The following is a 6228-nucleotide window of genomic DNA, read 5'->3' on the forward strand; positions in this document are numbered from 1 at the left end:
GCGAAGTGCACACACTAAAAATCAACACAAAGTTGCGCGCAAAAAGGGGAGGAGTCAACTCCAAGTTCAAGCATGGTCCGGGCTTCAGCGGCTTAACGCGAGCTCGAAGTATCGGCTCGCTTGCCGCTAGGGCGCTTGACAAGCAAGCGTAAAGCGATGTCATGGTTATCCGCCGTTTAGATGGCAGGAGGCGTCTGGCAGGTTCGCGTATGCGTCGGCCCAGTCGTCGTTGGCCACGAGACACTGAATTACCGAAGGTAATGGGTCCACAAATATACCGGGCACGTCGTATTCTTGCGGGTGTGTTAGCGTGAAAGCCAGTTTTTCGTTCGGCGGGTCGAATTGGGCGTCAATGTTGTCACGGTTGCCACGCGGGTCAAGGCGATACCAACCGCAATCAGGCAGAAATACGGCGTTTAGTCCGTGGAGGCAGAATGATGTGGCGTCAGCGTTCATGGCGATGCGTTGATAGCAGAGCCCGGTCGGGATGTTGTTCGCGCGGAGTATCGCGGCAAGCAAGTGGCTTTTCGCGTAGCAATAGCCAACACGTTCACGGAGGACATCAGAGGCGCGGTAAGTAACCGGGCCGATTTTGCAGTCCGAACTATGACGAACCTCGTCGCGAACGAAGGCAAACGCTTTGCGAACAGTCTCAATCGGGCTTCGCGAAATAAGCATTGACGCGTGCGCGGCAATGTCGGGATGGCGTGAGTCGATCACGTCGCATGGCGAGAGAAAGTCTGATGGATTGGGTGAGGACGTCATGTCGCGAGGGGGAAGGCCAGTCGGATAACGTTGGGGTTAACGGGGTCGGCCAAAAAAACGTTTTGATGGCCGAAAGTCGACGTGGCCGACTCCCGTTCAACCTTGGTTCTGTCGTATTATGGGCGATGCCGTCATCGCGATGCAACTCCCTGTACACATTGTGAACGCCAGTAGCAGCGAAGACTGCGTGGTTGACGAACGACGGATATGGAACATCGGGAGTTATCTGTCACGTACGGGTTGACGTCGTACGAATCCAAGAATCAGCAATACGATTCCGACAAGAGCAAGTGGTGCGGCGGCAACGGAAGGAATCAACGCACTATTGATACCGTTAGCAAGATCGGAAGGACGGGGTGTCGTTGATGATGTCGCGATTGTGTTGAACGTCCACATCATTCCGATGGCAGTTGCAATCAGGCAAAGGAACGCGAGCGAAAGGGTGACCGCACCGGTCCAGATCATCCAGCGAGTTGCACGAGTTCGTGGTGTAGCGATCGATGCGTCGCCGGCTTGGTACGGATTTGGGTTCGCTGTTTCCATCGTCATGTACGGGATTGCTGTTGCGACAGAACGCTGGCGATAACCGCGTCGGCCAGATTAACGTTTAGATGGCCGCAAACGGTCGTGGCCGACTGCGGTTGATCGCTTTGTTATCCGCTACTGTGTGAGCGCGGAGTGAAAACAGATTGCAACAGCTTAGCAAACCGAAAGACGAAATCGATCAAGAAACCGGCTATAAGTCCGAAGAAACCACCCAAGGCGGTCGTGGTTATAGCATATGGAACGATGCCATGCGTAATCGTCTTTGTTAAGATATCAAATGTGACTCCACATAAACAAAAGACAGAGCCAACAAGTAGAGAAGACGTCCGTGGTCTCATTCCGTGAAAGAGTGTAGATTGCCCTAGGGCTACCAGCGTAATAAAAGCGATAATCAGGGTGGAAAAGTAAAACGAAACCGCCAGGGTTTGCAGCAAAGTAAATAGTATGGCATATGCGGCGGTGACGACAAGCAAATTGAGTGTGTTTGTCGAACGTCGCGTTGAGCATATTCGTGTGACGCCGTCGGAATCACCTTCGTTGATATTCATTTTTAGTCGGATAACGGTCGCCGTAACCGAGCGGCGACGAAGGATTTTCCATTTCGAAACCGCCCGACTTCGCCGCTTCGGTTCACGGCTTGGTTATCGGGCTTTCGTTCAGTTGAGTGCTGTGACAAGTGTATCAATCACTTTGTCGTCTCGCACCAAGGCGATTCCCGCACGTCCCGCCATGTTCGCCCAAGTTTCAGGCGGCGATCGGAATTTGTACAGTTTATCGCCAGGTTGGAGTTGTTCTTTGATGCGTTGCCATTGTTTGCTTCCAAGGCCAAACGATTCCAATTGTTGTCGATTCTCTGTTCGATTGGATCCGAGTTGTCGCTCAAGTTCGTCCACAGACATTGAATCGCCGTGAAGCCAAGATTTTACAAGTTCACAGTAAGCTGTTCGACGGACAAACGCGCCAAACTCCGGACAGTTTGCAAATACATCGACGATGCCCGCGAAATCAAGTTGGCAATCAGGATTTTCTTCGACGAAACGTTCCCATTCTCGCTCCTGCCAGAAGAGCAACCGGGTTCCCTCCGCAGAGCTCGGCACGCGGTATACAAAATTACGGTATCGTTCGTCACCGAGCCACGAGCGAAAGCGTTTGCGAATTTCGTCTTGGGTTGGCAATCAATGTGTCCTGAGGTTGCCCGATAACGTTGGAATTCACGGGGTCGGGCCGTGAAAAGTTTGAACTGCCGAAACGCGTGACGCCCGACTCCCGTGCAATTCATTGGTTATCCGCTTTCGCCGGACGTCGTGGAAGACCGTGAGCGATACACAACAATGAAAGCGTACGCGAACGTGACAGGAATCCAAGCGAGCCCAATTAGCGTGAGCGCATTATCGCGAATTCTTGCAACGATAAAATCAAGCCCAACGGTCGAAAGACTGAACGCTGAATAGACACAAAACGCGAAATATGGAACTAGCAAGATTGAGGTTAAGCGTAAAAGTGAGGAATTGGCGGTCCACTCGGAGTACACGAAGAAGAACGTCACCGCGATAAGAATGGGCGATGTCCATACGTTCGCGAGGCCACCGGTGTCCCCGGTTGTGATCGCATAGTGAGCCGCGCGAAATATGTCAGTTCCGCCCGTTATCGCAATCGTTGACGCAAGAACCACCGATAGTAAAAACGCGATTATATAACGATCGCGTGGATGCGTGTCGTGAGATGCGGGAGCCGCTGGAGTGTATGGGTTTGTCATTTCAGTCTTAGTCCGAAACATCCCTACCGGGACAATGCAATCAAAAATGAGAAAACGCGTTGCTCTGGCATTTGAGGCGGTTCAAAGCGGTAATCGATGTCAACGCCAATCGCACGAGAGATAGGGAAATCAAACACAGGTTCGTCAGCTATAGCGACGTCTTTGTCGAATACTGGCGACGCAGCTGCGTCGAGTCCTCCGCTTGTGCATTGCCAGCTGTCACCGGCGTTCAAGGGCGTTGCAAACATAAGGGCGAGGAAGATAGATTTCATGTTTCGATTCCATTCGAGGTAGAGCTTGGTATATCAAAAGAGGCAACATTACGGCAAGTCTGTCTTGCTCAGTCGGATAACGTTGCCCGTCAGCGGGCCGGGAAGGTTAGGTATTCAATCGCAAAACGCGGGCAAGCCCGGCTCCGTTGCACGGGATGGTTCGCCGCACGCGCGGCTGAGAAACACTGGGATCATTCATCATCGTCTGCCGTAGCCCTCGCCGCAAATGTCAGACCAGGACCGTGGCATCTTTTCGTGCCGCAATAGTTCGATCTCAGCCTGTACTCGGAGTGATTGAGCACGGAGTACATCATCCGATGAGCAACGTCGTCGCGCATAGCGAGCCACGTAAGACTCCTCTTCAAGTCGCTTGGAATCGACCGTCGATTTCAATCGTTCCGTTATGGGATTAATGTCGGACGCCTCGCCGTTCTCCAATTCCATCGCCAAAGCCTCGCGACAGTATCGACAGGTCCGATTGAGCAGCCATACGCTCAAACGGATGAAGAGAGTGACACATACAGGGACAAGAAAGAGTGTTACATATAACGCAATTGACTGGGTAGTGGTCCCAAGAAATCCCGAAACTGCGCCAATGAACACGACCAAGAGTACGCTACCGATAACATAGACGGTTGTGTCAGTGGTGATGTGTTTCGAGTCGATCATGGTATGGTCGGCAAAACGGTGATTCGGTCAAGGCGTGTCGGCGAACGCTAGCGGTAACGGGGCCGCCGCGAAAAAGCAATGATCTCAAAACCCGCGTCATCGGCGGCTCCCGTTCACCGCATGGTTCCCCGTCCGTTCAATTCGTTTGGCCGGTGACTGAAGGGATAGCGTTGATGAAGGTATCGTCGCCAGTGATACGAAACGAGCCGCTGATCGGCTGTCGAATCTTCGGAACGGATATGACAGTGCCGTTCACTACAACAGCGATGGATGGAGAAGCAGGATTGGTAGTTGCCGCAAGCATCTTAGGCGAGCCAGTCGCGTTTAGCCGGACGTCCAAGGCTGGAACCGTCGTTGAGGGTGCGACGCCGCCTACAGTCTCTACTGTCATTTCGGTTTTAGCGACGCCCGATATATCGGCATTTGTAACAACGGGTGGAGTGACGAGATGGATTGTCGCTCCGGACAAAGGATCGGTAGCCGGCTTGGTGTTTGGGCCAGCCTTTGGTGATGTTGCGAATATTTCGATTGTTGCACGAGGTGGAACAAATGCTGGCGGCGAGGGTTGCGATTGAAAGCAACCCAAGACGAACAGCAACCCAATCAGATAGGAAAGTCGGATTTGCATGCTTCAGGTCTCGGCAATCGGGGAACACCGACGATAACCGCGTCGGCCCATTTGAGGTTACCACAGAGTAAACGGTCGTGGCCGACTGCGGTTCATCGGATGGTTATCCGCCGTTGTGTGTTTCTCGAAGTGTTGAAAATCGACGAAGCCAATCACTACGTTTTAGTGACCATTTTAGGGCAACAAGGATCAGGGCATAGACCAAAGCTGCAAGCAGAAACAGCATAGTAATCGTCGCTGGCGTTTCAGCATGTTTCAGCATGGTCTGATACAGCCATGGGACAATCATCCAGACAATAAAAGCGGCGAAACCAAAGTCAAGAATTTGCCAATATCCTTTGGAGGCAGGCGAAGGAATCACATAGACCATCGGCAAGCCAATGGTGAATAGAGCAAGGGCAAACACGAATACAGGCGGCGGTACGAATGGCAGTAGCGCGAGCAATAAAACGACGAGGCACACCACAAATGCTAAACGGGTTAACGCAGCAGAAAAAGTCATGAGGACTCGGTTTGGTTACATTCAGTCGGATAACGCCGACGATAACCGCGTCGGCCGGATTAACGCTGACCACAGAGCAAACGGTCGTGGCCGACTGCGGTTCATCGATTGGTTATCGGATCAGTATGGGAAACGCCGAAAAGGTTTTCTAAATCGGCGAACGTTAAAACACAATTGTAGCCGACCGAAGTGAGACACAGCAACCATCGACCGACCAACATTGCAGTTGGGGTTTCCGCGCAACAGTCGACCGAGCAAGGATAGCGGTCAGGATTTCGGGTCAGGATTCGACCGAGCAAGTATAGCGGTTAGGATTCGAGCATCCGCATCAACCGAGTAGCGATAGCAGTTCGGGTTTCGGGTCAGTGTTCGATCGAGCATGTTTAGCGGTTAGGATTCGAGCGTCCGCATCGTCCGAGCAACGACAGCGCACCAATTACGGCATCAACGACAGCGCATCAATCGCAGCTTCGACTACAGCGCATCAATCCGATAACGCCTACGATAACCGCGTCGGCCCGATTAACGCTTAGATGACCGCAAACCGTCGTGGCCGACTGCGGTTGATCAGGTGGTTATCCGCCACCAAGATGTTCGAGATGGGAGCACCAACAAGTCAACATTATAATGCCCGAAACGGTTAGGTGCGATGATGTTAGGCTGAGTTCTTCCTCGACACCGCCAGCGATGGACCAACGGTGACCGAGACGCTGCGAAAAAAGTATCACGTCGTAAACCATTTGGGTCCAGTCGAGTGTTCCGTGATCCACACTGAATCGCACCTTATGACCACCCTTGGAATAAGCTTCTACTTCAATCTCATTGAAAGCCGCATTAGAAAGCACCCGTAATCTGTCGACGACCGTTCGTGCAGCATCGAAGGTATTAGTGTCGGTGAAGACGGTCCAGTAGCATTGCATGCATTAAGGTTCCGAAGTGTAGCCGCCTACGTTTCAATCGGATAACTACTAAGTTATCCCTTGATAATCAAGGGATATTGGTCAAATCGTACTCTTACACCCCTGCCAGTCAAGTCGTTTGACTAATATCCCGTGACTGGGTACAAAGGATGCAACTGTTCAGTTGGTGA

At 52.2% G+C, this 6228-nt stretch carries 8 protein-coding genes; all 8 read right to left on the reverse strand.

Features of this window, described 5'->3' with window-relative positions:
* Positions 1-165: 165 nt before the first annotated feature.
* On the reverse strand, positions 166-720 hold the full coding sequence (locus Q31b_RS27350) for a transglutaminase-like domain-containing protein (RefSeq protein ID WP_231617901.1): 555 nt from the start codon (positions 718-720) through the stop codon (positions 166-168).
* 267 nt (positions 721-987) lie between these two features.
* On the reverse strand, positions 988-1314 hold the full coding sequence (locus tag Q31b_RS27355; protein ID WP_146602855.1) for a MotA/TolQ/ExbB proton channel family protein: 327 nt from the start codon (positions 1312-1314) through the stop codon (positions 988-990).
* Between the two features lie 653 nt (positions 1315-1967).
* On the reverse strand, positions 1968-2486 hold the full coding sequence (locus tag Q31b_RS27360; RefSeq protein ID WP_146602856.1) for a hypothetical protein: 519 nt from the start codon (positions 2484-2486) through the stop codon (positions 1968-1970).
* Between the two features lie 604 nt (positions 2487-3090).
* Positions 3091-3339, reverse strand: coding sequence for a hypothetical protein (locus tag Q31b_RS27365; protein ID WP_146602857.1), 249 nt, complete (start codon positions 3337-3339; stop codon positions 3091-3093).
* A 198-nt stretch (positions 3340-3537) separates the two neighbouring features.
* The gene (locus Q31b_RS27370) at positions 3538-4008 is read right to left on the reverse strand and encodes a hypothetical protein (RefSeq protein ID WP_146602858.1); all 471 of its coding nucleotides are present in this window, start codon (positions 4006-4008) and stop codon (positions 3538-3540) included.
* 136 nt (positions 4009-4144) lie between these two features.
* On the reverse strand, positions 4145-4636 hold the full coding sequence (locus tag Q31b_RS29775) for a SecDF P1 head subdomain-containing protein (RefSeq protein ID WP_390622362.1): 492 nt from the start codon (positions 4634-4636) through the stop codon (positions 4145-4147).
* A 103-nt stretch (positions 4637-4739) separates the two neighbouring features.
* The gene (locus tag Q31b_RS27380; protein WP_146602860.1) at positions 4740-5138 is read right to left on the reverse strand and encodes a hypothetical protein; all 399 of its coding nucleotides are present in this window, start codon (positions 5136-5138) and stop codon (positions 4740-4742) included.
* A gap of 575 nt (positions 5139-5713) precedes the next feature.
* Positions 5714-6058 carry a hypothetical protein gene (locus tag Q31b_RS27385; protein ID WP_146602861.1) on the reverse strand — a complete coding sequence of 115 codons (345 nt, stop codon included), beginning with the start codon at positions 6056-6058 and terminating at the stop codon, positions 5714-5716.
* Positions 6059-6228 lie beyond the last annotated feature (170 nt).

Origin of the sequence: Novipirellula aureliae, assembly GCF_007860185.1 — a bacterium.
Classification (GTDB): Bacteria; Planctomycetota; Planctomycetia; order Pirellulales; family Pirellulaceae; genus Novipirellula_A; species Novipirellula_A aureliae.